We start from the raw sequence: 24,102 nt of genomic DNA on the forward strand, positions 1-24,102 counted from the left end.
ATCAGTCCTTCACAAACAAGCGCCGGGGCACATTGGCGAGGCACTCCGGTTCGTTCGTGCCTATGACGATGCTTTCCGTGATCTCAAATCCCCAGTCTTCCATCCAGAGGCCGGTCATGAAATGGAAGGTCATGTTTTCTTCCAGAACGGATGTATCCCCGCTGCGCAGTGACATGGTCCGTTCGCCCCAATCCGGGGGATAGGACAGTCCGATCGGATAACCAGTGCGATTGTCCTTGGTGATGCCGTGTTTTTTCAAGACCCGGAAAAACGCATGGGCGATGTCTTCGCACCGATTTCCAGCCATTGCGACTTCAAGCCCCGCTTCCAGTCCCTCCAACACGGCCTTTTCCGCATCAAGGAACTTTTGCGGCGGCTTTCCGAGGTAAAGCGTGCGCGAAAGCGGACAATGGTACCGGTTGTGAACGCCCGCGACCTCAAAGAAGGTTCCCTCACCGGCCTTCATCGGCTGGTCATCCCATGTCAGATGAGGGGCAGCAGCGTCACTTCCCGAGGGCACAAGCGGGACAATGGCCGGATAGTCCCCACCAGCATCCAAGAGGGCATCGTAACGCAAGCCCGCATCATAGATGTCGGCCACAAGATCGCATTTGCGAAGACCCGGCTCCGCCTTCTCCAGAATGCGGGCATGGATTTTCTCCACCTTTTTCCCGGCCATACGCATGTAATCGAGTTCCGGCGCAGACTTGACCGCCCGCTGCCAATTGACCAGCGCATTGGCATCTTGAAAGCGGGCGTTCGGCAGATGCCTTTGCAGCGAGGCAAACGCGGCTGCGGAGAAATAGTAATTGTCCATTTCCACGCCGATACTCAGGTTCGCCCAGCCTCGCTCCTCAATCTTCGCAGACAGGTAGTCCATCGGATGCCGCTCCGTGGACTGAACATAGTGATCCGGATACCCGATGATGTTGGCAGGATCCATGAAACAGGTGCGCAGCGCCCCATTGGCGTCTTGCCCCCGGCCGAACCAGACCGGCTCGCCGTCCAACGACAGCAACACCGCCTGATGGACATAGAAGGACCAGCCGTCGTATCCGGTCAGCCAGTTCATATTGGACGGGTCAGAAACGATCAGCAGCTCCAGCCCGGCGGCGTCCATTGCCTTGCGGGTCTTGTCGACACGGCGCTGGTACTCGTCTCTCGAAAAACGAAGCGTAAGTTCAATCATCAAACGATCTCCGGCTCATTATGTGTCGATTGTCGTTCCCGCTTGCAGCGACAGTGCCTGCGCGCGGGCGAATGTTGCAATTGCCGTGTCCTGCACCCCCGTTCCAGTAAGGTCACAGATCGTGATGTCTGCATCGGACGCACGCCCCCTCGCCTGCCCCACAACGATGTCTCCGAGTTCGCTAAAGATTGCCCCGGCACTGACAGCGCCTGCCGCCAAAGCTGACCGCAGTTCTCCCATCAACTCGGTTTGAGATTGCCGGTCCGGCACATAAAGATCGGCCCGGGTCAGACAGGCCGGCTCTAATTCATTCTTTGTGTGCTGGTCCGACCCCATGGCTGTTATGTGGTGTCCGTCACGCAACCATTCGGCCTTAATGAGCGGTTCGGTGCTCGGGGTCGTGGTGACGACCACATCGGCAGCTTCGACAGCGCCTGCAAGGTCCGAAACCAGCGAGACTTCGATTTCCAGACGGGACGCCAACTCGTCTGCGGCTACTCGCGCCTTGGATACGTCCCGCGCCCAAATTGCTGCGTGTTTGATCGGACGCACAAGGCACAGAGCCTGCAGCTGCAGTTTGGCCTGCAGTCCAGCCCCTACAATACAAGCGCTTGATGCCTGTTCCGGCGCCAAGTGTTTCGCGGCAACTGCACCGGCAGCAGCTGTTCGAACTTCTGTCAGATACCCATTGTCAAGCATCACGGCTTCGACGAACCCGGTCCGTGCCGAGAACAAGATCATCAAACCAGAATTGCTCGGCAGACCAATCTTTGGATTGTCGAAAAAGCCGGGAGATACTTTCAGAGCAAAGCTATCGAGGCCCGGAACATAGGCTGTTTTAGCATCAACTTCGCCGTTGAAGTCGGGAATTTCCATGGAAAGGATCGGCGGCATCTCGACCTTTCCACTTGCCAGGGCCGCGAAAGCCCGCTCGATCTGCTCAACGGCGTCGTTGTTAAGCGGAACCGCCGTGCGCAGCTCTGTTTCGGTCAGGATGGTGATTTGCGGCATGGGTCAAGCTTCCTCACTGTTCGCGAGATCAACGTCCTCTCCGGAGATGACCCGGTGGTGCAGGTTCATATCGATGTTACAGCCAGTCAGCAGGACAGCGACGGGCCCTATTGGATTTACTTTTCCGGCTAAAAACCCAGCAATCCCAACCGCGCCGCTGCCCTCAACGACTTGACGCTCCTGCCAGTAGGCATGACGTATTCCAGCTGCAATTTCGGCCTCCGTGAGCAGAACAATGTCGTCGACCAGTTCTCGGGTGGTTTCAAATGTAAACTGATTGTCGAGACCGATGCCGCCGCCGAGCGAATCTGCGAGGCTGGGCTCTTCGGTAACCTGAACCGGGCGACCTGCCGTCAGTGAAGCCGCCATCGCCGCGCCCCGCTCCATGGACAGCCCAACAACTTTCACCGAAGGCCTTGCAGCCTTCAGTGCAGCGGCAACACCCGCGATCAAACCGCCGCCCGACAAGGGGACAAGAACGGTCTGAACCTCCGGGACCTCTTCCAGAATTTCCAGTCCGAGTGTTCCTTGACCGCTGATAATGTCTGGATGATCAAACGGCGGCAGAAGTACGAGGCCCTCCTCGAGAACCAGGCGGTCCGCCTCCAGCTGAGCTTCATCCTGGGACGCGCCAGTTATCCGGATATCGGCTCCAAGTTTCGCGATCGCATCGACCTTGTTTTGCGGAACCAGGCGCGACATGCAAATCGTACAGGAAATCCCTGCCTTCGTAGCTGCATAAGCCAATCCTCGGCCGTGGTTTCCGGTAGATACACACACGACACCTTTTTTGCGCTGGTCCGCAGTCAATTTTGAGATTGCATTGGTCGCGCCCCGCAGTTTGAAGCTTCCCGTCGTCTGAAGGTGTTCCAGCTTCAAGAAAACCGGCACGTCGGCTCTCTCAGACAAACTCTCGGAGGGCACCATGGGCGTGCGCCGGACGTGCGGCTTGATCCGCTCCGCGGCCGCCAAAAAATCAAACCGATCGATACAATGGTTCACGCTGATCACCTGATCCAAGTGAGAGGACGATCTGCAGGCCAGCTGCTGTTAACTATCCGCTCCCGTGTTTCTCAGGGAATGAGAGTGAAGCGCAATAAATATCAGGTCAATCGAAACATTAAATCATGACAATATTAGCTTGATCATTTTACTTCGTTACAGCACGAAGACCTCCGCTTCCGGTTTGCTGTGACACAGCGCAGCGAGCTGCTGCATTCCGAAAATGAACTGGTCTTCCGCCATATTGCCCAAGCAGATCCGCACTCCGGGGGCCGCGGCTGCCCCCGGCAAGGCAAAAGCGGAACCCGGAGCAACTACAATCCCTTTTTGACGTGCAGCTTCAATGAAGCTGTCTTCGCCCCATCCGTCCGGCAATGGCAGCCAAATGTGCAATCCGTTTGGGCTTTTGTTGAATGGCACACCTTCCAGAAGCTCATGCGCCAACATGTTGCGCCGCTTGAGGGCCGTTTTCTGCCAGAACAGCAACTCTTCAGCCGTTCCATCTTCAATCCACCGGGCGGCCAATTCAGCCATGAACGGAGTTGCAATCCAGTCCATCACCAAGTGACGATTAGAGGCCGCGGACGCAAACGCCTCTGGCGCGACCAGATACCCATGCCGCAAGCCAGGCAAAAGGCACTTCGTGAAGCTGGTGAAGTAAAATGTACGCTCTGGAGCCAATGCTGCAATCGGCGGTAACCGGCGCGGCTGCAGAGGCCCCCAAGCGTCGTTTTCAATGATCAAAAGATCGTACTTCTGCGCGAGTGAGACCAGCTGTTCACGCCGCTGCAAGCCCATGGTCAAGGCCATCGGCCCCAAGCCATTCGGCAACAGGAACAATGTTTTAACGGCCTTTTGACGACACATCTCATCAAGTGCGGCGGGAAGAATTCCCTCTTCGTCCACCGGCAGACCGGCCAAGTTGAAGTTCATGTACTGCGACAGTCTAGAAAGCGGGTAGTGACAGACTGCGTCGGTCGCGATCAGCTCGCTGCCGTCGACAGCCGTCATCAAGGCAATCGCCATGGCCGAACTGCTGCCATTCGTCATGATGATCTGATCTGAAGAACAAGTCAGCCCGCACCGCTCCAACCAGGAGACGGCTGCCGGCATATAGGGCCGCAAGGTGGTTGCTGGCCGGAAGGAGAGCAGTGCGCTTTCGCTAATATCGCTCGAAAGACCACTGAGAGCCCGGCGCATACAATTCATGTGCAACTGACCAGTGACCGGCTTCAAGTTTGAGAAATCGACAAGCTGATCCCCAATGAGATGCGGAAGATACGGCGGCGACGTCTCCACCGGCCGCGCGTTTACATAAGTCCCCCGGCCAACCTCACCTTTGACAAGCCCGCGGCGGATCAGAAGATCATAAGCCCGACTCACGGTTTGAACACTGATTGCAAGCTTGTAGGATAGGTCCCTGTGCGGCGGCAGTTTTTCGCCGCCTGCCAGGTCTCCGCGTTTGATTGCTGCACTGATCCAGTCCGCCAGGGACCGGTAGGCAGGACGATCAAACTTCTTTGGTAGAGCATTCCATATTGTCATGATTTTAAGCTTATCTTTTTCATGACAATTGACAAGCACTGACTGCATGCTCATGGTCACTGCATGAGCTTAAAACTTGACGATCGCGATCTGAAAATCCTCTCCACCCTTTCCAAGGAGGGTCGGCTTTCCAAAGCCGAGCTTGCCAAGCGTGTCAATCTCTCGCCCACCCCACTTTGGGAGAGGCTGAAGCGCCTTGAAAAGCACGGGATTATCTCAGGATACCGCGCCGAGATCTCACTCAAACAAGTGGCACCGCATATCGAGGTGTTCGTAACCGTTGAGCTGGAAGACCACCGGTCTGAGAGCTTTCAACAGTTCGAACGCATGGTTGATCTACATGATGAGATCGTTGCTTGCTGGGCGATCGGCGGCGGCCTGGATTACATCCTCAACATCGTCACCAGAGACATCGACAGCTACCAACGGCTCATCGACACACTCCTCGCTGGGAAAACCGGGCTGGCGCGCTATTACACCTATGTGGTTACAAAACCGGTGAAAACCCGCACCCAACTCCCCTTGCACAGCCTCTTGCAAGACGATCCTGTAAGCAATCCGGCGCCAAACAGATAAATCGTCCTGCGCGTCATCCAAATACAGAACTTTCATCTGCCGGTCTCCGCCTAACGTTTGCTCACGCAATCGGAGACCAGAACGATGACCCTAGCTCTGCAGCACAAACCAGTTTCAGCGAATTTGGCCGACATGCGCCTCTTGCGCTCCTTTTCCTATGTCGATGGACACTGGGTGGCAGGCGCGGACAACGCTGCTTTTGAGGTGTCCGATCCGGCAACTGGAGCAGTTATCGGGGATGTTGCCCGGCTGACCGCTGGAGATAGCGCCGCTGTGGTCGACGCCGCAACGAGAGCGTTTCCGGGTTGGGCTGCACTTTTGCCGCAAGATCGCGCGCGCATTCTGCGCCGCTGGTTTGAACTGATCATCGAGAACAAGGAAGATCTGGCTCAGCTCATGACACTGGAGCAGGGCAAGCCTCTGTCGGAAGCACGTGGTGAGATCGACTATGGTGCGTCCTTTGTGGAGTTTTATGCAGAAGAAGCAAAACGCCCAAACATTGAAGGGATCACATCTCATCTGCCGGATGCAGAAGTGGAACTCTGGATGGAACCGGCCGGTGTTGCCGCGCTGATCACGCCCTGGAACTTCCCACACGCAATGATCACGCGAAAAGCTGCGGCAGCTTTGGCCGCAGGGTGTACAGTCCTCGTTCACCCATCGTGTGAAACACCCTATTCCGCGCTCGCTTTGGCCGAGCTTGCTGAACGGGCAGGCTTTCCGGCCGGGGTCTTCAACGTGATCACAGGGAAACCGGAGACGATTGTCCCTGCCTGGATGGACGACACCCGCGTTCGGGTCGTTTCCTTCACAGGGTCAACGGAAATCGGCCGGCTGCTCTATCGGCAAAGCGCAGACACGATCAAAAAACTCGTTCTGGAACTTGGGGGACATGCCCCCTTTCTGATCTTCACCGACTGCGACCTTGAGCGTGCAATTGACGAAGCGATCACAGCGAAATTCGCAACATCCGGACAAGACTGTCTTGGCGCCAACCGGTTCTTTGTGGAACGGCCCATCTACGACGCATTCTGCCAGGGTTTCACAGAGCGCACGCAGCAGCTTTCCGTCGGACCTGGCATCACGGATCCCGATATCGGCCCTTTGATGAACTTGGGTGCCATCCAAAAACAGGAAGCACATATTGCCGATGCACTGAAGAACGGCGCCGAAGTCTTATGTGGCGGTGGACGCCATCCTGCCGGAGACCTCTTTTTCCAACCAACCGTGTTGAAGGACGTTCCGGCTAACGCCCTAATCATGCGGGAAGAAACTTTCGGTCCGGTCGCCGCGATCTGCCCCTTTGACGATGAAGACGACGTCATCGCCCGCGCGAATGCGACCGACTACGGGCTGATTGCTTATGTCCACACCAGCGATCCGCGCCGGATCTACCGGGCGAGCCGGCAACTCCAATTCGGGATGGTTGCAATCAACCGCACCAAGGTGACCGGTGCGCCCATTCCCTTTGGCGGGATGAAGCAATCCGGCCTTGGCCGCGAAGGAGCGCGCATGGGCATGGCCGAATTCATGGACATCAAATACGTCTGCCGGGACTGGGCGTAAAACTTCAAAGAAATGAGGACTAAGATGCTGCGAAACGACACGCTCGATCAATGGGATCGTGAAAACTTCTTTCACCCCTCAACACACCTCGCCCAACACGCGCGCGGTGAAGCGCCAAGCCGGATCGTAGAAACCGGTTCAGGGGTCTATATCGAGGACCGCAACGGCACCAAACTGCTTGATGCGTTTGCCGGACTTTACTGCGTAAACGTTGGATACGGCCGATCTGAAATCTCAGATGCAATTGCGGAGCAAGCCAAGAAGCTGGCCTACTACCATTCCTATGTCGGTCACGGCACGGAAGCCTCGATCACGTTGTCCAAGATGATCCTCGACCGTGCACCCGACAACATGTCGAAGGTTTACTTCGGTCTGGGCGGGTCCGATGCCAACGAGACCAACATCAAGCTGGTCTGGTATTACAACAATATCTTGGGCCGGCCAGAAAAGAAGAAGATCATATCGCGATGGCGTGGGTATCATGGCTCTGGCCTGATGACAGGGTCGCTGACCGGTCTGGAACTCTTTCACAAGAAGTTTGACCTGCCCCTGGCGCAAGTCCTTCACACGGAGGCCCCTTATTATTTCCGCCGCCCCGACACAGCCATGAGCGAAGCGGAGTTCGTGGCCCATTGTGCTTCAGAACTGGAAGCCATGATTGAGCGGGAAGGTCCGGAAACGATTGCCGCTTTTATCGGCGAACCCGCGCTCGGGACTGGCGGACTTGTTCCGCCGCCGCAGGGCTATTGGGAGGCAATCCAGCCCATTTTGAAGAAACACGACATTCTTTTGATTGCCGATGAAGTCGTCACCGGCTTCGGCAGGCTTGGATCGATGTTCGGTTCTGAACACTACACCATCGAAGCTGACATCATCACGATCGCCAAGGGCCTAACGTCTGCTTACGCTCCGTTGTCCGGTTCCATTGTGTCCGACAAGGTCTGGAAAGTTCTGGAGCAAGGCACGGATGAAAACGGACCGATCGGCCACGGCTGGACCTATTCAGCGCATCCGATTGGAGCGGCGGCAGGTATCGCAAACTTGGAACTGGTGGACAGGCTTGGCCTCGTGAAAAATGCGACAGCCATGGGCACTTACATGAAGGCTGCCCTTCAAGATACCCTCGGTGATCACCCGAATGTTGGCGATATTCGCGGCGAAGGCCTTCTTATGGCGATTGAGTTTGTCGAAGACAGATCTTCAAGGACATTCTTTGACCCGGCGCGAAAGATCGGCCCAACCCTTGCCGGTGAGCTCTTGAAACATGGCGTCATTTCCCGAGCCATGCCGCAAGGCGACATTCTCGGATTTGCGCCACCGCTTTGCATAAACCAGGCAGAGGTCAACACAGTCGTGAGCGCAACCAAAGCAGCAGTGAACACCGTATTGGCAACTTGACGAGACCGGCATCAATAAAAGCCAGGCTGCACCGGGCAGCCTGGCTTCGAACTTTACATTTGGAAAACCTTATTTCTTCAAGGATGCAATGAAAGCATCCACTTCGGTCAGGGACAGATATTCAACTTCTTCCGTTCCGCTGTCGGTGAACTTCCAAACGACTGCCGGTGCGGAGACGTCTCCATTGGCATCAAAGCGGACATTCCCGGTCGCGCCCTGGTACATCACGGTGCCGCCCTCCGCGAGCGTGGTTTTTGCGGCCTTGAACCCGGCGGTATCTGCAGTGATCGCCGTGCCATTCGGATCCGTCACCTTGCCAACCGCTGCAGCGATGTCGGCACCGGAAGCATCCTTGCCGGCCGCTTCCATCGCAAGCAAGGCGATCATTGCTGCGTCATAGCTGTTTGCCAGACCCGGGCCGTTCGGCTGTGATCCGAATTTCGCTTCATATGCAGCCTTGAAAGCATCCGCGCTCTCGACCCGCGGTGAAGCCGTATCTGTGCCGAGCGCGTTTCCGAGATATTGCAGGCCGACGCTGTCCCGGAACTCATCAGATTTCAGAGAGTTCGCCAGGATCATGTTCTGTGTTCCACCAAGCGAAATCCACTCGCGAACCGCTGACTTGCCTTCCGTAGGATACAGGGCGAGGTAAAGCGCATCGGGCTGGCTGGTCAAAGCTTCCGTGACTTCGGCACGGTAAGACGGTTGGGCATCATTGATCGCAACGTTGGCTGTCACTTCAACGCCCGCGGCTGCGAAGTCTGCTGCGATCAGACGGGACATGTCCTGGCCCCAGTCATCGTTCTTGTAGAGAATGGCGACCGACTTCCAGCCCTTATCTGCAGCCACCTTCGCGCCCATTGCAGATTGCACGCCGGTGGTTGCAAAGGTCCGGAACCAGAGCCCGTTGGTCTTGCCTTCCTCCGACAGCTTGGTGAACGCCGTTGATGAGGAGCAGCAGGACATCTGCATGACACCTGCAGGCACCGTGACCGAGGTCAGGATCGGCATGGAAACACCAGAAGAGACGGCACCGAGCAGAACCTTGACGCCTTCAAGGTCAACAAGCGCCTTCGCTGCATCGACGCCAACTTTTGGATCCACCTGGGTGTCCCGTAAGACCATCTCGATGGTACAGCCACCAGCGCCGCCTGCTTCATTGACCTGATCAACGGCAAATTGCGCCACTTCGGCAATTGGCCGTCCCCAGTCGACGGATGTCGGCAATGCGGCGCCGATTTTTGTGGTGCAGTCCTGAGCCTGAACGCCGGTACTCAGCGTCGTCATGCCCGCGGCAACTGCGGCAAAAACTAGTGCTTTTTTCATGTTAGTCCCTCTGCTTGTGTCTTTCCCCGGCTTCCTCCTCCGGGTTGCGAAACGACCAGCCGCTCGGGGAACAGACCTTGTGGTCTCCAAAGCAGCATGCCGACGATCACCATGCCGATCAGAACGAACTGGATCGAACCGGTGTAAAGTTGAACCTCGACGGGCGCAAAGCGGGACAGGGCCCAGCCCGAGAACGTCCAGGAACCCCAAATCAAAAACGCTCCTGCCATTGCCCCCTTATTGTTACCGGCTCCGCCGACAATCAGCATCGCCCAGATCTGAAACGTCAGGATCGGCAAAACATCCTGCGGGCTGACAAAGGCATAGAATGTTCCATAGAGCGAACCCGCCAACCCGATAATCACGGATCCGGTGACGAAGGCTGCAAGCCTCACATTATCGGGTGATTTGCCGAGAGACCGGGCTGCGGTTTCATCCTCCCGGATAGCCCGGAGCAAACGTCCGAAGGGGGAAACCGTAAGGCGTTCCAGAAAGACATAGACGAGGGCGAGGCAAATCAGAACGGCGATGAGGAACACCGCATTATAGGTGAAGCCACTCCCGATTAGGCTTTGAAGCGGCCGTTCGAACCCTCTGATCCCCTGAGCCCCACCGGTAACGGCCGTTGCGTTGCGCATGACGTTTTCAAAGGCAACGGCCACCCCGAACGTTGCGATCGCGAGATAGTCATGCCGGAGACGCAAGGTGAGTTTGCCGACCACCCAGGCCAACACACCGGCGAACATCATGCCGCCAAGGAGCGCGAGCGGATAAAAGAGCTCGAAACCACCCAAATGCCCATTTTGAGGCGTGCCACCAAGGATCAGTGTTCCGTAGGCTCCTGCCCCGAAGGAGGCAACAACACCGCCGTTGAACAGGCCCGTATTGCCCCATTGAAGGTTCAATCCCAAAACGGCAATCGCGAGGATCGCGGCAACGGTTGAAAAGAACACCAGATAAGAAATGACGCCGATCATGCCCGCGCCTCCCCGAACAAACCGTTGGGGCGCACCAGAAGGACAGCCAGGATCATCAAAAAGGGCACCGACGGGCTGTACCCGGAGGGCAGGATCACCAACGCGAGGTTTGATGCTATGCCGACAATAAATCCTCCAAGCACCGCGCCATATACGCTGCCGATCCCGCCGACGATGGTCGCAGCAAATATCGGCAGAACGAGATCCCGGCCCATGACGGGCGTGATTTGGTAGCTGAGACCATAGAAGATCCCGGCAACCGCACCGAGCCCGCCGCCAATTATCCAGACAGCCGCGATCATGCGTTTGAGATTGACCCCGTGCACCTGAGCAAGGCTCGGGTTTTCGGCGACCGCGCGCAGGGAAAAGCCAAATGTTGTCCGCGACAAGACAATGTGAAGGGCAAACATCAGGATCAAAGCCGCAATCAGCACAAAAACCTGATCCGGTTTGACCAGAAGCAACGGATCCCGCGAGAGGATCATCGCGAAGGCAATGTCCTTGGAATAAAGCTCCGCCGACAGGCCAAACACCAGACCGATGATATTGCGGATGATGAGCGCCATGCCAAAGGATGCAAACACCATGGAGAGCTCTTCACCCTTCTGCCGCACTCGCTGGAAAATGAACCGGTCGATCAGGACAGCGGACAGCCCGGTGATTGCCATCGACAAGACGATCGAAATGGCGAGTGCACCTGTCATGGACAGCGGACCGATTTTTTCCGCGAGAACCGGCAAGAGGCTCTCAAACACCTTGTCAAAAACCAAAGCGCAGTAAGCGCCGATCGACAAAAGCTCGGCGTGAGAGAAATTCGCGAAGCGCAGGATGTGCATGGCCATCGTCAAGCCAATGGCGCCAAGCGAGAGGAACGATCCGACCAGGATACCGTCGACGAGATGCTGGATCATGCCGGCACCCGCCTTTCCCCGCCCAGATAGATCCGGCCGAGCGCAGGATCCTGCAAGAGATCCGTTGCGGGCCCGTCAATCTGGTTTCGGCCCTCGGCAAGCACATAACAATGATCGGCCCGTTTCAGAGCCTGTTTGACGTTCTGCTCAACCAGCAAAATGGTCACGCCGAAGCTCGTGAGTTGTTTGGCATGGTCAAGCACCTCTTCGGCGGCCTTGGGTGAAAGGCCAGCCGATGGTTCGTCCATCAGGATCAAAACTGGATCTGCTGCCAATGCCATGGCGACAGCGAGGAACTGCCGCTGCCCGCCGGACAAAGACCCCGCCTTATCCCGCTGCTTGTCTGCGAGAACCGGGAACCGCTCGTAGAGGTCTGAGAGTTTTTCCGCAGCGTGCGCGTGTCTTTGCAAAGCCAGATCAAGGTTCTGGCGGATTGTCAGCGTCCTGAACACATTGTCCGTTTGCGGAACATATGCGATGCCCGCGCTTGTCATGCGATCAGGAGATAGGCCCGTAATGTCTTGACCGTTGGCTGTGATACTTCCCCTGGAAACCGGTAAAAGGCCGATAACTGCCTTGATCAAGGTCGACTTCCCGGCCCCGTTGGGGCCGATTATGACCGTCAGTTTTTCCCGTTCGGCGGTCAAGGACACATCCCGCAAGATCGGCAAATCCGGAACGTAGCCGGCAGTCAAATTGTCGACGGAGAGCACAGCATCAGGCATCGACCGGCGCTCCAAGATATGCGTCCAGTAGAACAGGATTGGACTGTGCTTCTTCTGCTGAACCTTGAAAGACCACGCGTCCCTCGGCAAGGGCGATGACCGGATCGCAGTGGCGCATTACGAAATCCATATCGTGTTCAATGATGAGGAAGGTTTTTCCAGACCGGTTGAGCTCTTCGATTTTTCCGATCAGAACTTCCGTGAGTGCCGGGTTCACACCTGCAGCCGGTTCGTCCAAGAGGATCAGTTTCGGATCGCCCATCAGGACACGAGCCAATTCCAGCAGTTTCATCTGACCGCCCGATATCTTGCCGGCCGGCTGGTCCGCGAGCGGACGGAGTGTGACGAAGTCAAGCATCTCGAGAGCGCGCTTTCGAATGGCAGCTTCCTCCCGGCGGATCCGGGCACGGCCAAAAACCGGAGCCAGCAGCCCCTCACCGCTTTGATCCAGCGGCGCAAGCATGACATTTTCCAGAACACTCATACGTTTGAAAGGGCGCGGGATCTGAAAGGTCCTGCCAAGACCGGCGGCGAAACGGCGTTCCGGCGCAAGGCTCGAAATGTCCTGACCATCAAACACCACCCGGCCGGCACTTGGCGCAAGGTCTCCGGCGACGACGTTGAAAAGTGTCGACTTACCGGCACCATTTGGGCCAATGAGACCAGTGATCGACCCGCTCCGGATATCCAGCGACACTCCATCCACAGCAAGAAAATCGCCGAAGGCGCGTGAGACGTCCGCCAGTCTTAGAATCGGCTCACCCATTGACCGCCCCCAACACGGCATCGTCCGGGCGGGTGTTGAGATTGTATTTCATGATCCGGCCATGACGCCCGTTCCGGTCTCGTTCCAGCCCAAACACGTCACCTTGTGGGCCCGGCGCCGTTTGCAGCAGTGCGTCAATGCGCGAGAGATCCTCTGCATCCAGCTCAAACTGGAAAACCTCCAGGGTTTTTGGCAGGTGGCGCGCATAGCGCGCGCCGACAATGGCCGCTGCGACCTGGGGCTGCTGCAACACCCAGCGGGTCGCAACCGAACTCAAAGTCACGTTGTGACGACGTCCAATGTCATTGAGCAAAAGAAGCAGGGTTTGAAACCTGTCCCAGGTTCCAAATTCATCAATGATAAGGCGGTATTTAATCAGGGAGCGGTTTTCGAACTGAAAGCCCGGGTCCGGTTTTCCAAGCCAGTTTTCAGTCAAGAACCCGCCGGCCAACGTGCCATAACATAGAAGCTGGACATCATGAGCCGCTCCCCATGGCGCCAGGACCTTGGCAGCTCGGCGGTCCAGAACGGAATACTGCACCTGTGTCGAGACCAGATCGATCCCGGCATCCAGATAAGGCGCAGTTTCCTTGACGTCCCAGTTGGTGACCCCCAGATGGGCGATCTTGCCTTTTTCCTGACAGCGCTTGAGCGTCTCCATCGCCTTGACCGGCGCACCGATGGACGTATCCCACCAGTAGAACTGCACGAGATGCAGACGATCGATTTGCAGGCGCTGGAGCGAGCGGTCGACAATGGCTTCCACCTCGTCTGCGGTGAGTTCGGCAAGCCTCTCCAGATCCGGCACCAGTTTGGTGTGAACCTGCACCCGATCCGCAATCTCAGCGCCGCGCCGCTTCCGGACATCTGAAACAAAGCTACCGATCATCTCTTCCACGCCGGTGTAAATATCTGCGCAGTCGAAGGATGTGATCCCGGCGTCAAGAAAGGCTTCCATATCCGCAATGGCGGCAGATGGATCAACCGGGCCATGATCGCCAGCAAGTTGCCATCCACCTTTGATAACACGGGAGATGGCATACCCAGGCCGGAGGTCTGCGGTTTCAGCTGTCATTCCGCCTTCTCTTTCTGCCAGTAAGGTGTGCTGCGTTGATCCGGCAATCCTGTTGTCTCAGAGTGACTGAACCAACGCTTTTTCGTCCGCGTGATCCGGAACCGCCCGCCGCAATGCGGATCTGGACAGGCAACTTCCGCGTCCGTGCTCATCCAGTCGTTTGGACTTGTCGGGCGTTGTTTGGCAGGAAGGAGAGGCAAAACGGCAGCGAGCGCGTACATGGACACCCGCTGCCCCTCTTTGAACACCAGCGCTTCCCCCTCGACCGCGAAACTCTCGCCTTCGACATGCCGACACACAGGTGTTCGACCGTCCAGAACCGTCTCGACTTTCAAGTCATAGAGCCAGAAGCCGTCGCCAGCCTCTGCCGCTGCCGCACGGTCTGACCCGTCAAAATCTTCCGCCACCGCGCTCCCCACTTTTTTGTTTTGGCGCCTTGCTTGTGATCTGTGATATTTTATACCATGTCTCAAAACCGGATTGTCAAGACAAGAAGCCAACGTGGCCAAAGGCACAGGGATGAGCGAGCCAAAGATTGCCAGGATCGATCAGTCGAAACTGAGGGAAAGCGTCTATGAAGAGTTGCGTGACGCTTTCACGCGCGGCGTTTTTGCACCGGGCGAAAGTGTAAGCCTGCGCACACTGGCTGATCAGCTCGGCACCTCAATGACGCCGGTGCGGGAAGCCGTGCGCCGTCTCGTGGCTGAGGGGGCTTTGGTGGATACACCGAGCCGGACGCTGGAGGTGCCGCCTTTCGATGCCGATCGCATGCGTGAGCTGAAGTCCGCACGTTTGGCTCTTGAGGCGATCCTGCTCGATGAAGCCATGGACCACATGGATGATGCAGCGATCGACACCCTCGCGGCGATCATTGCGCGGTCGCGGCCTGAAGGCGAGTTACCGGATCTCACCCAAAACTACGAATTTCATTTCAGCCTTTACCGGCAGTCCCGCTCCCGGGTCATCCTGCCGCTCGTCGAGGCGCTGTGGCTCCAGTACGGAGCTTTTTTGAACCTCGTCGTTCAGGAAAAGGCCGCATCGGAAATCCCGGAACACATCCATCACGAAGAGATCATCGCAGCATTGCGTGCCAAAGACCGGGCAGCCGCTCAAAAGGCTCTCGCCCTGGACATTGAACGCAGTTTCAAGCTGCTCCTGCCGGAAACCTGAAGGATCCAGTCATGACCCTCCATCCGCCGCGCCAGAGACTAGCTGACGGCCTGGAAATCAGCCGTGTTTTGACAGGCCTCTGGCAGGTCGCCGATATCGAAAAGAATGGATCGGAACTTGACCCTGAAAAAGGTGCGGATCACCTGGAAGCCTATCTGAAGGCCGGGTTTTCCACCTTCGACATGGCCGATCACTATGGCAGCGCTGAGATCATCTCCGGCCGTCTCCTCGCGCGCCATGATGGACAGGACCGCCCCCAGGTCTTCACCAAATGGTGTCCGGAACCGGGCCCGATGACAGCCGACGTCGTGCGCGCAGGCGTTCAGGAACGGCTCGACCGACTGGGCACGGACTGCGTTGATCTCCTACAGTTTCATTGGTGGAGTTTTGAACACCCGGCTTGGCTGGACGCCCTTCATGAAATGACAAAACTGAAGGACGAGGGCCTGATCAAGGCGCTCGGCGTCACCAATTTTGATGCCGCGCACCTGCGCCTCGCCCTTTCAGACGGCATACCGCTCGTCAGCAATCAGGTTTCGTTTTCCATGATCGACCGCCGGGCGCTTGGCCCGTTGTCCGATCTCTGCGCGGAAAGAGACGTCCGGTTGCTTGGTTACGGCACGCTTTGTGGCGGCTTCCTGTCGGATCGCTGGCTCGGCAAACCTGAACCCGCAGACATCACCGACTGGTCGAAAATGAAGTACAAGCGCTTCATCGACGCTGCCGGTGGCTGGGACGGATTTCAGGCGATATTGAAAGCAGCCAGTTCAATAGCGCAAAAACATGGCGTCTCACTTGCAAACGTGGCAACACGCTGGGTTCTGGAGCAACCGGCCGTCGCTGGTGTGATTGTCGGTGCCCGGCTCGGTGAAAGCGAGCATATGGCAGACAATGCAAAGCTGTTCTCCTTCGCCCTCGATGAAGAAGACCACGCAAAGTTGGACGCCGCGTTTTCTCAGACAACACCGGTCCCGGGGGACTGCGGCGATGAATACCGCCGCCCGCCATTTCTAACGGCCTCCGGTGATCTCAGTCATCACCTGTCAGAAATGCCGCGTGCTCATGCGGCAGCCCCGGCACCTCACCGTCCGGATGCAACACATGTGCTGACAGGCTCTGATTGGGAGGAGATTGCCGGATATTGCCGGGCCCATCGGATCGGCAACCGCATTCTTGTCTCGGGCACAACCGCGGTGGCCGGAGCGTCCCGGGCCGTTGCGCCAGAGGACGCCGCGGCACAGACCACCTTCATTCTCGACAAGATTCTCGCCGCGCTTTCAGCGCTTGGCGCAACTGCCAACGATGTCGTGCGGACACGGATCTTCATCACGGAGGAGGCCGATGTGTTCGACATCTCCCGCGCCCATGGCCGCGTTTTCTCGGACATCAAGCCGGCAAACACACTTGTGGTCGTTGCCGGATTGATCGGCGATCACAAGGTGGAAATTGAGGCCGAGGCTTTGTTGCAGGGCGACGCCTGACGGCACCAACTCGCATGTCTAACACGTTCTGCCTTGGTTTTTGCACGCCCTATTCAGTGACCTGTAAGGTCTCGTTGAATAAGATAAATTCCGTATTGATCATTCGCGTCTGCACAAATAGTCTGAGCGTTGATGGTTCCCGCGGAACGAAATCGCTGCGGGATGAAAAGGGAACACGGTGAGGAAGAGCCGCAAGGGCGCCTAATCCGTGACTGCCCCCGCAACTGTGAGCGGAGAGCGACCCCGAACGACGCCACTGGGCCCATGATCGAATGGCCCGGGAAGGTACGGGAAAGCTTCGACCCGCGAGTCAGGAGACCTGCCATCGCAACCACAACAACCCGGGCGGGGTGTCCCGGAGGGAGAAGCCAATGTGCCACGCGGCCTACACTGCCGTTCGACAATATGGTCTCGCCATGCCCCCGTCTCATCGGAGGTGGCGATGCGCCCGATTGCGATTCGAAACAATTTTCCAGCCAATGGCGATAAACGGGTCAGCACAGCCGGCCTGATCCCCGTCATTTACAAACATCGCGAGTTGTCCCTATGACCCGGCGCGCTGCTTCGAAGGGGCTGGCGGCAAGCCGATTCCCGTGCCTGACAGAATTGAGCCTGCCGGGGCTGATTGCCGGGGCTGCAGGTTTGTCCGCCATACTTTGGCTCGCAATTCTGGCGGTGCTTTGATGACCGCAGTTGTTGAAATCCGGAATCTTGCTCTCGGATATCCCGAGCTGACGTTGTTCAAGTATTTGTCTTTGGACATTCAGGCCGGAACAACGCTGGCGGTGCTTGGCGCGAACGGCTCGGGCAAGAGCACCTTCGTCAAGATGCTGCTTGGGTTGATGGATCCCCTTGTCGGCCGTGTCACCTGGCCGGCCGGGCGCCCGCAGGAAGTCGGCTATCTGGCACAATTGACCGAATTTGACCGCAGGTTCCCGATCCGGGTCCGGGATCTGGCAGCCATGGGCGCCTGGCGCGGATTTGGCCTTTGGTCAGGCCTTGGCCGCGCGGGGTGGAACCGGGTGGCCGCGGCGCTTGAGGAAGCCGGCATTCTGGATCTGGCAGACCGGTCGCTCCACACGCTGTCCGGCGGGCAGCTGCAGCGAGCCCTGTTTGCCCGCGTGATCCTGCAAGATGCGCCCTTGATCCTGCTCGATGAACCCTTTGCGGCAGTCGACCAGAGCACCGAAGCGCACCTCCTTTCGATCATCAATCGCTGGCGTGCGGAAGGCCGGGCGATTGTTCTGGTCGTGCATGACCTGTCCTCCGTTCTCGATCACTGCAGCCATGCCCTGCTTCTGGGCGGTGGGGTGGCAACTCAGGGGACGGTTGACGAGGTTTTGACGCCAGACCGGCTCGTTGCCCAGGGGTACATGTCCGAAAGCCAGGCCTCTTGGATGTTCCGGGGCAACGCCCAACGGAGGGAGGCTGCCCATGTTTGAACTTTTTGCGGAAATGTGGGACTTCGCCTTCATGCGGCGGGCCTTTGTCGCGACCACCGTACTTTCGGCCTCTGTAGCCCCGATCGGAGCATTTTTGGTCCTGCGGCGGCTATCCCTTGCCGGAGAAGCCATGGCGCATGCGATCACGCCCGGCATCGTCATCGGGTTTGTCACGGCTGGTTTGTCTGTGGTCTCCTTGCTGGTCGGTGGGCTCGTCGCCGGCGTCGGCGTTGCGATCCTGACCGCGCTTCTTGCGCGCAAAACAATCCTGCGCAGCGATGCCAGCCTGGCGTCCCTTTATCTTATCGCTCTGGCTGCCGGGATCTTCATCCTGTCAGCGGCCGGGTCCGCCGTGCCGCTGAAAAGCTTTCTTTTCGGATCCATCCTCGGGATTGACGACGCGTCGATGATGCTCGTCGGCGGTGTTGCGACCGTGACCCTGATCGCCTTTGCTATCCTGCTGCGCCCCCTTATTGTCAGCACCTGCGATCCGATCTTCTTCGAGGCCCAGACCCGGCGGCCATGGCTGGTCGACCAGGGGTTCATGCTGCTTCTGGTGCTGAACCTGCTTGCCGCCTTCAAGACGCTCGGAACGTTGATGGCGGTCGGCTTGATGATCTTGCCGGCGACTGCTGCCCGCTATTGGGCAAGCACGATCACCGGCCAGCTTGTGCTGGGCTTCGTCTTTGCCCTTGCCAGCTGCTGGATCGGGCTGACCTTGTCCTACCTGTTTCCCGAGACTCCCTCGGGGCCTGCCATCGTCCTGGTGGCCGGCGGTTTCTTCCTGATTTCGGCCCTCTTCGGACCGCTCGGATTCGGCGCCCGCCTGCGCAAACCGTCACCCAAGACAACACCTTCTATCGAACAAAGCTACACTGAAGAGAGGATACAATGACTTTTTTGAAAACCCTGGCCGCAGGTTTCGCGGCCACATCCCTGGCGTTTGCTGCCTTGCCGGCTGCCGCGCATGACGACGTCAAAGTTGTCGCCAGCTTCTCGATCCTTGGCGACATGGTCGAACAGGTGGTGGGCGACTATGCCAGCGTGACCACCATCGTCGGTCCCGATGCCGATGCCCACGTCTATCAGCCGTCGGTCGCCGATGCGAAGGCGGTTGCGAAGGCCGATGTGATCTTCGTCAACGGCCTCGGCTTTGAAACCTGGTCGGACACCTTGATCAAGGAATCCGGCACCGAGGCAACCGTCTTTGTGGCAACGGAAGGCGTCACGCCGGTGAAGGTCGACGGGGAAACAGATCCGCACGCCTGGAATTCCCTGACAAACGGCGCCATCTACGTGCGCAACATCGCCAATGCCATGGGCAAGGCCCTGCCCGAGCACGCCGATGACTTCACCGCAAACGCGGACGCCTACATTGCGAAGCTGGAAGCCCTCGACAAGGAAACCCGCAAGAAGCTTGCCGCTCTTCCGGAAGATCGCCGCACAGTCGTCACGGCGCATGACGCGTTTGGCTATCTCGCCGACGCTTACGGACTGACCTTCCTCGCACCGGTCGGCATTGACACCGAAGCCGAGCCGTCCGCGCGGGATCTTGCCGTGTTGATCGCTCAGCTGAAAGAGCAAGGCGCTGCCGCCCTGTTCGTTGAAAACATCACCAGCCCGGCACTTGTCCAGCAGATCTCCGATGAAACCGGCATCGAAATCGGTGGACGTCTGTTCTCTGACGCCCTGTCGGAACGCGGCGGACCTGCAACCAGCTACGAGGCCATGTTCCAGCACAATCTCGGCACACTGCTCGAGGCACTCGGCAAACAGAACGCAAGCTGAGCGACATGGAAAGATGAAGGCGACGATCTCCCGTCGCCTTCAATACTTACGTCTGCCGCCTGTTTGGACGAGTTGACACGCTCTACATGGCAGGTGAGACTGATGATGATGGTTCCCGGCGGTGACTCGCTCACCTTGGGATGAAAAGGGAATACGGTGCGGCTTTAAGCAACAAAGCCAAATCCGTGACTGCCCCCGCAACTGTGAGCGGAGAGCAGCCTTGAACTGGCCACTGGGAGATCCCGGGAAGGCTCAAGGAAGCTAAGACCCGCAAGTCAGGAGACCTGCCATCGTTCTGTAACTCAAACCCGGGCGGGGTGCTCCGGCGGAGAAGGACGATATGGTATTCGTGACCACAGGCCAGATGCCTGCATCCAGCTCTGTTCCAGTTCATGCCCCGCATAGACGCGGAGGGCGCAATGAACCGGAATACGACACAAGACATAGTCAGCAATCTACTCAATTTCACTGAAAGCTTGAGCCAGCGTGCCCAAAGGGCCATGCGCCCAAATGGTGCAGGCGACTCTGAAGCCTTGGAAACAGTGCAACACGTGATCGCTTTCGCGCCTTCATCAGAGAGGACTGCAGAAACTGGGCAACCGTTGTTTAACGGTCCCTCTTTGAGCAAGCGAGTGCGTTGAGAGTGGCGAACAGCGGAATTCCAACGGCGTATGTTACCGTTAGAAACGCATGTTCAGGTTTCCGAACATGAGCTTGAAAAAGGTGTTCGGAAGCCCGAACACTACCAACAGAGAACAAATCGTAACTTATTGAATTTACGTAATAAGGCCAGATGGCACTGCAATTGCTAACGTCGGAGAGACGATCAATTGAGGTGCCAACATGTTTTCAAACACGCTTGATAGCTCTGCTATCGCCAGCTGGATGCCCGGAGAGGCCATTCCAAGCTTGCTGGTGATCGCTTTTCTAGGTGCTGCGCTCAGCTTCCTGGTTCTGCCGCGGCTCGGCAAGTCTGCCGGACCCGTCGCCGCATTGTTGCCTGCAGGCCTGTTTGTGGCCTTCATGACCTACGTGCCTGTCATGGCGTATGGTGAGGGCGTTCCGACAATCCTCCAGACGGTGCAATGGGTTCCGTCGCTCGGCATCAACTTCGATGTGCGGCTGGATGGGTTTTCCCTGTTGTTCGCCTTGATGATCACAGGCATCGGGTCCCTGGTGGTTCTCTATGCGGGGTCCTATTTTGCGGAAAAACCCGCGGACGACCGGGGACGCTTCCTAAGCTACATCCTGATGTTCATGGCGGCGATGCTTGGCACCGTTCTGTCCGACAACGTGATCGTGATGTTCGTCTTCTGGGAAATGACGAGCCTCTTGTCCTTCCTGCTCATCGGCTTCAATTCCACCTCGATTGAAGCACGGAAGGCAGCACTGCAGTCGCTGGTGATCACCGCCGGTGGCGGTTTGGCACTGTTCGGCGGTCTGCTCATCATGGGTATGGAAGCCGGCACCTTCTCGCTGCTTGAAATCACAAGCAACCCAGGCCTGGTGACCGACAGCACATGGTTCGGTGTGATTGCCGCCCTGGTCCTGATCGGTGCCTTCACCAAGTCCGCGCAGTTCCCGTTCCATTTCTGGCTGCCGAATGCAATGCAGGCGCCGACACCGGCCTCCGCTTATCTCCATTCTGCAACAATGGTGAAGCTGGGCATCTTCTTGCTGGCCCGGTTCGACCCGATCTTGAGCGCCTCGCCGACCGTGATCGTAATCATGGTTGCCGTTGGCCTGACCACGATGCTGGTTGCTGCACTGATGGCGCTTCGGGCTGATGGTTTGAAAGCCATTCTTGCATATTCGACAGTGGCCTCCCTCGGCCTCTTGGTAACGCTTATCGGTCTTCAGGGCCCCGGAAGCTCGATCGGGATCGCAGGCTTTATTCTCGCCCACTCGCTCTACAAAGCCGCGCTATTTTTCTGTGCAGGCATTGTCATTCACGCGACCGGAGCGACGCGGGTCCGCGATCTCGGTGCACTCTTCGGCCTGCTGCCACTGACCGCAATCGCGGCAATTCTCGCCAGCTTGTCCATGGCCGGCCTGCCCCCGTTCGTTGGGTTCATCGCCAAGGAATATGTCTTCGAGGCCAAACTTGACTCGTCCTTTGCGGCCGTTGTGACGTTTGTTGCGGTTCTGGTGAACTCAGTCCTGGTCGCAATTGCAGGTATCTTCGCGCTTCGCCCGTTCTTCGGCAAAGCAACGGCCTACACTGAAAAACCGAAACATGGCGAAACGATCGGGATGACTACCGGACCCGTTGTTCTGGCAGCCCTCGGCGTATTCTTCGGCCTGTTCGCAGATATCCCGCAGTACTTCATCGTCGGGCCGGCGGCTGTCGCCCTGCAGGGTGCTCCCTTCTATGTTTCCTTCGAGCTGTGGCATGGCATCACACCAATGCTTGGCCTGTCCGCTCTGGTTGTTCTGATTGGTGGCCTTCTGGTCTGGAAATGGACACCGATCCATGAGGCCATGCTGCGCCTGTCGTTCATCGACCGCTTTTCCTTCGAGAAGGGCTATGACGCGATCTTTGGCGGTCTGCTCAGCATTGCGCAGAGCACAACACGCACAATCCAGAACGGTCAGATGCGGACCTACGTCGCTGTGACCATTGCCGTGGTGACGGGTGCTTTGGCCTACGCAGTGCTCGCCGGTGAAACCTTTGCCGGCGCCGCCGGCCTCACATTGCCGCCACTCGCTGCGGACGAAATCCGGCCGTACCTCTTGATTGTTTGTACGCTCATCGCACTTGGGGGCATCGTTGCGGCGATCTCCCGTTCGATGGTCGTCTCACTCGTCGGCGTGGGGCTTTCGGGCTATGGCATTGCATTGGTCTTCTTGAAGAACGGCGCACCTGACCTGGCTCTGACACAGTTCCTTGTCGAGACACTTCTGGTCGTCATCGTCTCTGCGGTCCTGGTGAAGATGCCAGCGATTGCCGATGGCCTGCGCAGCTATTCCAAGTTTGACCTGCGGACAGGGGACGCGCTGTTGTCGACCGTCTTTGCCGGTGCGTTGTTTGTCGTGCTCCTGTCAATTGCGGCCAAGCCGTTCAATCCGACGGTCACAGAATATTACGCCGTCACCAGCCTGTCTGAAGCGTTTGGCCGCAACGTGGTCAACGTGATCCTTGTCGACTTCCGGGCTCTGGATACGCTTGGAGAGATTGCTGTTGTCGCATTCGCGGCCATCGCAGCATGGGCGGTCCTGACCGGCGGCAATCCACCATCGAAGACCGCAAAAGCTGGCGTTGCAACAAACCGCGCCGTGCCGTCTTTGATCTTCGAAACGACGGCACGGATGTTCTTCTTCCTGATGCTGATCGTGTCGGTGTGGGTTCTGTTCCGCGGTCATAACGAGCCGGGCGGCGGGTTCATCGGTGGCTTGATTGCCTCAGCAGGGTTTGCAGTGCTCGCACTGGCCTTGGGCGTCGACTTCGCACGCCGGAGACTGCTCCTGCATCCAGTCGCCTGGATGGGTATCGGTCTGACCCTGGCCATCTTGTCCGGCGTCCCGGGCGCGATCATTAACGAGTCGTTCCTCACGCACCAATGGGTCAACCTGAACCTCGGCGTGACCTCGTTGAAACTTGGCACCACCTATCTTTTCGACATTGGTGTCTACCTGACAGTGATCGGCGGCGTTCTCGCCTTCCTCATTCGGGTTCAACAGCAAAACAGTGGCGGCGATGACGCCACCACTGCCGCTGACGATGTCACGAAATCCAACATCTCAACTCAAGGAGCGTCGGCATGATCTACGTTTATGCGGCTACCATCGCCATCGTTGCAGGAGCTGGGATCTACATGATCCTTGCACAGAACATCGTGCGGATCATTTTGGGCGTCGCCCTGCTCGCTGCCTCGGCCAACCTGTTGATCTTCCTGTCCGGCCGGCTTGGCTCGGTCACGCCGCCGATCATCCGGCAAGATGCGGAAGTGTTGGGCAGTTATGCCGCCAATCCGCTGCCGCAAGCCCTGGTACTGACGGCGATCGTGATCGGCTTTGCTCTTACCGCCTATGCCGTTGCGCTTGCTGTGAAAGGCTACAAGTCGCTGGGCACCATGGATACGAGCCAGATGCATGACGCAGAAGATCTCGGATCGCCGTTCACGGCAAAATCAGCACCAAAACAAGGCTGAGTT

Annotated in this window: 22 protein-coding genes and 2 riboswitches; of the genes, 11 read left to right on the forward strand and 11 right to left on the reverse strand. The window is 57.7% G+C overall.

Going from position 1 to position 24,102, the window contains the following annotated elements; genetic code table 11:
• Position 1: 1 nt before the first annotated feature.
• The 4 genes from doeA to ehuR all read right to left on the reverse strand — a co-directional run bounded on the left by doeA (position 2) and on the right by ehuR (position 4,747).
• Positions 2–1,186 carry an ectoine hydrolase DoeA gene (gene doeA, locus AC0J4F_RS01515; protein WP_473026393.1) on the reverse strand — a complete coding sequence of 395 codons (1,185 nt, stop codon included), beginning with the start codon at positions 1,184–1,186 and terminating at the stop codon, positions 2–4.
• A 21-nt stretch (positions 1,187–1,207) separates the two neighbouring features.
• On the reverse strand, positions 1,208–2,200 hold the full coding sequence (locus tag AC0J4F_RS01520; RefSeq protein WP_473025210.1) for a cyclodeaminase: 993 nt from the start codon (positions 2,198–2,200) through the stop codon (positions 1,208–1,210).
• Between the two features lie 3 nt (positions 2,201–2,203).
• Positions 2,204–3,202 (reverse strand): hydroxyectoine utilization dehydratase EutB, encoded by a 999-nt coding sequence (gene eutB / locus AC0J4F_RS01525; RefSeq protein ID WP_473025211.1) that lies wholly within the window; start codon positions 3,200–3,202, stop codon positions 2,204–2,206.
• A gap of 156 nt (positions 3,203–3,358) precedes the next feature.
• On the reverse strand, positions 3,359–4,747 hold the full coding sequence (ehuR, locus tag AC0J4F_RS01530) for a MocR-like ectoine utilization transcription factor EhuR (RefSeq protein WP_473025213.1): 1,389 nt from the start codon (positions 4,745–4,747) through the stop codon (positions 3,359–3,361).
• 63 nt (positions 4,748–4,810) lie between these two features.
• Between ehuR and AC0J4F_RS01535 the strand changes: the two genes are divergently transcribed.
• The 3 genes from AC0J4F_RS01535 (at position 4,811) to AC0J4F_RS01545 (ending at position 8,287) form a co-directional block, all read left to right on the forward strand.
• Positions 4,811–5,323: an Lrp/AsnC family transcriptional regulator gene (locus tag AC0J4F_RS01535; protein WP_422019431.1), complete on the forward strand. Its 513-nt coding sequence runs from the start codon at positions 4,811–4,813 to the stop codon at positions 5,321–5,323.
• An 84-nt stretch (positions 5,324–5,407) separates the two neighbouring features.
• Positions 5,408–6,889, forward strand: coding sequence for an NAD-dependent succinate-semialdehyde dehydrogenase (locus AC0J4F_RS01540; protein WP_473025214.1), 1,482 nt, complete (start codon positions 5,408–5,410; stop codon positions 6,887–6,889).
• A gap of 24 nt (positions 6,890–6,913) precedes the next feature.
• Positions 6,914–8,287 carry an aminotransferase gene (locus AC0J4F_RS01545; protein ID WP_473025215.1) on the forward strand — a complete coding sequence of 458 codons (1,374 nt, stop codon included), beginning with the start codon at positions 6,914–6,916 and terminating at the stop codon, positions 8,285–8,287.
• Between the two features lie 69 nt (positions 8,288–8,356).
• On the opposite strand, the gene AC0J4F_RS01550 is transcribed toward AC0J4F_RS01545, so the two are convergent.
• From AC0J4F_RS01550 to AC0J4F_RS01580, 7 genes are read right to left on the reverse strand one after another with little or no spacing between them, the layout of a single operon-like run.
• Positions 8,357–9,613 (reverse strand): ABC transporter substrate-binding protein, encoded by a 1,257-nt coding sequence (locus AC0J4F_RS01550; RefSeq protein WP_473025216.1) that lies wholly within the window; start codon positions 9,611–9,613, stop codon positions 8,357–8,359.
• Complete coding sequence (locus AC0J4F_RS01555) at positions 9,610–10,590, reverse strand: branched-chain amino acid ABC transporter permease (protein WP_133948663.1); 981 nt, start codon at positions 10,588–10,590, stop codon at positions 9,610–9,612. The genes AC0J4F_RS01550 and AC0J4F_RS01555 overlap by 4 nt, the downstream gene beginning before the upstream one ends.
• Complete coding sequence (locus AC0J4F_RS01560; protein ID WP_473025217.1) at positions 10,587–11,501, reverse strand: branched-chain amino acid ABC transporter permease; 915 nt, start codon at positions 11,499–11,501, stop codon at positions 10,587–10,589. The genes AC0J4F_RS01555 and AC0J4F_RS01560 overlap by 4 nt, the downstream gene beginning before the upstream one ends.
• On the reverse strand, positions 11,498–12,226 hold the full coding sequence (locus tag AC0J4F_RS01565) for a branched-chain amino acid ABC transporter ATP-binding protein (protein WP_166672690.1): 729 nt from the start codon (positions 12,224–12,226) through the stop codon (positions 11,498–11,500). The genes AC0J4F_RS01560 and AC0J4F_RS01565 overlap by 4 nt, the downstream gene beginning before the upstream one ends.
• On the reverse strand, positions 12,219–12,992 hold the full coding sequence (locus AC0J4F_RS01570; protein WP_473025218.1) for an ABC transporter ATP-binding protein: 774 nt from the start codon (positions 12,990–12,992) through the stop codon (positions 12,219–12,221). Before AC0J4F_RS01570 ends, AC0J4F_RS01565 begins: the two co-directional genes overlap by 8 nt.
• The gene (locus AC0J4F_RS01575) at positions 12,985–14,067 is read right to left on the reverse strand and encodes an aldo/keto reductase (protein ID WP_473025219.1); all 1,083 of its coding nucleotides are present in this window, start codon (positions 14,065–14,067) and stop codon (positions 12,985–12,987) included. Before AC0J4F_RS01575 ends, AC0J4F_RS01570 begins: the two co-directional genes overlap by 8 nt.
• Positions 14,064–14,474 carry a TIGR04076 family protein gene (locus AC0J4F_RS01580; RefSeq protein WP_133948670.1) on the reverse strand — a complete coding sequence of 137 codons (411 nt, stop codon included), beginning with the start codon at positions 14,472–14,474 and terminating at the stop codon, positions 14,064–14,066. Before AC0J4F_RS01580 ends, AC0J4F_RS01575 begins: the two co-directional genes overlap by 4 nt.
• Before the next feature lie 94 nt (positions 14,475–14,568).
• On the opposite strand from AC0J4F_RS01580, the gene AC0J4F_RS01585 reads away from it, so the two are divergent.
• The 8 genes from AC0J4F_RS01585 to AC0J4F_RS01620 all read left to right on the forward strand — a co-directional run bounded on the left by AC0J4F_RS01585 (position 14,569) and on the right by AC0J4F_RS01620 (position 24,099).
• Positions 14,569–15,237 carry a GntR family transcriptional regulator gene (locus AC0J4F_RS01585; protein ID WP_473025220.1) on the forward strand — a complete coding sequence of 223 codons (669 nt, stop codon included), beginning with the start codon at positions 14,569–14,571 and terminating at the stop codon, positions 15,235–15,237.
• Positions 15,238–15,248: 11 nt separating this feature from the next.
• Positions 15,249–16,718 carry an aldo/keto reductase gene (locus tag AC0J4F_RS01590; protein ID WP_473025221.1) on the forward strand — a complete coding sequence of 490 codons (1,470 nt, stop codon included), beginning with the start codon at positions 15,249–15,251 and terminating at the stop codon, positions 16,716–16,718.
• Positions 16,719–16,834: 116 nt separating this feature from the next.
• Positions 16,835–17,059, forward strand: a riboswitch (cobalamin riboswitch).
• A 205-nt stretch (positions 17,060–17,264) separates the two neighbouring features.
• Complete coding sequence (locus AC0J4F_RS01595) at positions 17,265–17,402, forward strand: hypothetical protein (protein ID WP_473025222.1); 138 nt, start codon at positions 17,265–17,267, stop codon at positions 17,400–17,402.
• The gene (locus tag AC0J4F_RS01600; RefSeq protein WP_473025223.1) at positions 17,402–18,160 is read left to right on the forward strand and encodes a metal ABC transporter ATP-binding protein; all 759 of its coding nucleotides are present in this window, start codon (positions 17,402–17,404) and stop codon (positions 18,158–18,160) included. The genes AC0J4F_RS01595 and AC0J4F_RS01600 overlap by 1 nt, the downstream gene beginning before the upstream one ends.
• Positions 18,153–19,055, forward strand: coding sequence for a metal ABC transporter permease (locus AC0J4F_RS01605; RefSeq protein WP_473025224.1), 903 nt, complete (start codon positions 18,153–18,155; stop codon positions 19,053–19,055). The genes AC0J4F_RS01600 and AC0J4F_RS01605 overlap by 8 nt, the downstream gene beginning before the upstream one ends.
• A complete protein-coding gene (locus tag AC0J4F_RS01610) occupies positions 19,052–19,948 on the forward strand; it encodes a metal ABC transporter solute-binding protein, Zn/Mn family (protein WP_473025225.1) in 897 nt (298 codons plus the stop codon). The genes AC0J4F_RS01605 and AC0J4F_RS01610 overlap by 4 nt, the downstream gene beginning before the upstream one ends.
• 92 nt (positions 19,949–20,040) lie before the next feature.
• A riboswitch (cobalamin riboswitch) is annotated at positions 20,041–20,254 on the forward strand.
• A 537-nt stretch (positions 20,255–20,791) separates the two neighbouring features.
• Positions 20,792–23,713, forward strand: a complete 2,922-nt coding sequence (gene mbhE / locus AC0J4F_RS01615) for a hydrogen gas-evolving membrane-bound hydrogenase subunit E (RefSeq protein WP_473025226.1) — start codon at positions 20,792–20,794, stop codon at positions 23,711–23,713.
• Entirely contained in the window at positions 23,710–24,099 is a 390-nt protein-coding gene (locus AC0J4F_RS01620; RefSeq protein ID WP_133948680.1) for an NADH-quinone oxidoreductase subunit K, read from the forward strand. The genes mbhE and AC0J4F_RS01620 overlap by 4 nt, the downstream gene beginning before the upstream one ends.
• Positions 24,100–24,102 lie beyond the last annotated feature (3 nt).

It is taken from the genome of Roseibium sp. R5, from assembly GCF_055755305.1.